The sequence below is a fragment of the Aeromonas sp. 102P genome, from assembly GCF_051920345.1.
Lineage (GTDB): Bacteria > Pseudomonadota > Gammaproteobacteria > Enterobacterales > Aeromonadaceae > Aeromonas > Aeromonas veronii.
The window spans coordinates 1-1,999 of the sequence record NZ_JBQBCZ010000006.1 but is presented as its reverse complement, the minus strand read 5'-3'; the positions used below and the strand labels follow the sequence as shown (position 1 = coordinate 1,999).

Genomic DNA, 1,999 nt, shown 5'->3' with positions numbered 1-1,999 from the left:
ATCCCCCTGCCTGACTGGCGGATTGTTATCAGGCACCGTCTGGAGGCCGTTATCCTCGATGTTTGCCTCAACGGTCGGCAGGCCGTTTACGCCATCATTGAGGCATACCGGACGAAAGCGCCGCCTAATAAGCGTCACTGTGACGAAAAGGGTTAGCCCCTTCCTGTCTTTCACATGGGGGCGCACTGGATGGCCGTGAGGTTGTTTACGCCATCGTCCCCGATCTGCATCAGGCAACGTCCAGAGCCCCAGCTCCCCAGACCATCGGCTCATCGCTCGCATGAGGATGCAGCCAGATGGCGGCTTTGTCGTTCTGCCGGGCGTGTGGGGCACTGACAGTACAGAGCTCTGTACTTTTTCGGTCAAGAGCTCTGTACTTTCAAGCCGTGGCGCGGCTTTGACGCCACCCGCTTGAGGTAGCGGGCTGAGCGCACGACAGCGGGGGGCGGCACAATGCCGCCCCCCGCTTGCTTATTTAGCGTGACTGTGACAATAATTGTTTATCGTCACTGTCACGGAAAATAACACCATGAAAGATGCCCACGACAAGCAGACCCCCGACTTGCTCCCGACCAAGCGCCCACGGGGCCGCCCTTCGACCGGAAAAGCCATGACCGCCGCTGAACGCCAAGCCAAGTACCGCGCCAAGGTGTCGCAAAATAACGTCACTGTTACTTTAAATCGTGGGTTGCTTGAGAGACTGGATGCCCAGATGCAGGCGCTTCGGGATGGTTCGAGCGTCCAGATCCTGACGCCTGACGAGGCCGCGCAGGTTCTGGAATCACTCCGCCGCGCCCAGCTTGTCCAGCTTCGGCGCCCTGCATAGTCAACGAGTCAACCGCTAAATCGTGGGGGCCCCACTTGTGGGGTTCCGATTTAGTGGTTTACTCCCCCGCCCGTCTTTAAAAATTGGGCAGGGGATTGGGGGGATCACTTCTCCCCCAATCCCTTAATAAACCGCTTTAGGGGTGTCAGGTGCCAGAGAACGCCGAACGCGTAGCGCCCTCGATAGGGTCCCGCGGGGGGCGAAGCCCGCAGGCCTTGATTCTTTAATCCCCAAGAGAGTACGATTTGTGCGATTGTTCTTCACAAGACGAAGTGGGATTTCTTGGGCAGCAGTGGGCCAAACGCCGCGCTAGACCCGAAAAAAGAAACCCCCCGCGAGGCCGGCCAGCCTCCGAGGGACGATCACCTACCAATCAACGATCAAGCAGACCCAAGGTGATGACATGATCTTACATCATTTCCCCGCCTTCTCCATAGGGAGAGGGCTACATGAAGGCAGATAGAGCGCCGAGTACCACCACGGTCGAGAGAGGCCAGCGGGGCCGCACTAGGTATACTGCGGAAACCGTAGCCGCTTCCGACAACCCTCCGAGCCTGAAAGCCGCGCCAGTCAAGGGAATCCGCAGATTAACCAGAGAAATTATCGACACCGAAACGGGCGAAGTTTTTCAGGTTTCTAGGGCGCATGATTGCACTCTGGTGATCGAGCAAACCCCCTCCCAGAAACGGGCGCATAAGTGGATGCGGAAAGCCGCCTTGGTCGAGATATTCGGGCGGAAGCATCGCGTAGCGTGCTGCCATAGAAATCCTGTCAGCCGTGGCAGTGATGTGCAGGTTTGGGCTAAGCCAGGCGCTTACCTTCCTGGTCACTATGTCGGGTTGCAGACTTGCGCCTTGCCTTGGCTGTGCCCGATATGCTCCCCCAAGATTGCCGAACGCCGAGCCAACGAGATCCAGCAGGCTATGGGGCTGTGTCTGGCCCAAGGTGGTCAGGTTCTGATGCCAACCTTCACCATCCCCCACGGTCGTCAAGATCTTTTGACCGACACCCTTGCCCTTATCAAGGACGCCTTGCGCTGGATGGCTCGCCATCGCCAGTACAAGCAACTTCAGTCCCGCCTCGGTGTTCAGGGCCGGATCATTGCCACCGAAATCAACCACGGCGAGGCCAACGGCTGGCACCCCCACTTTCACGAACTGTGGTTCTTTGAGG

Annotated in this window: 2 protein-coding genes; one reads left to right on the top strand and one right to left on the bottom strand. The window is 58.3% G+C overall.

What is annotated here, in order from left to right; translation table 11 throughout:
* Positions 1 to 529: 529 nt before the first annotated feature.
* Positions 530 to 826, top strand: a complete 297-nt coding sequence (locus ACTG1K_RS23030) for a hypothetical protein (RefSeq protein ID WP_265775486.1) — start codon at positions 530 to 532, stop codon at positions 824 to 826.
* Positions 827 to 1,413: 587 nt separating this feature from the next.
* Here the strand turns inward: ACTG1K_RS23030 and ACTG1K_RS23025 are convergent.
* Positions 1,414 to 1,999: hypothetical protein (locus ACTG1K_RS23025; protein ID WP_440006896.1), on the bottom strand; the 586-nt coding region annotated here is incomplete at its 5' end.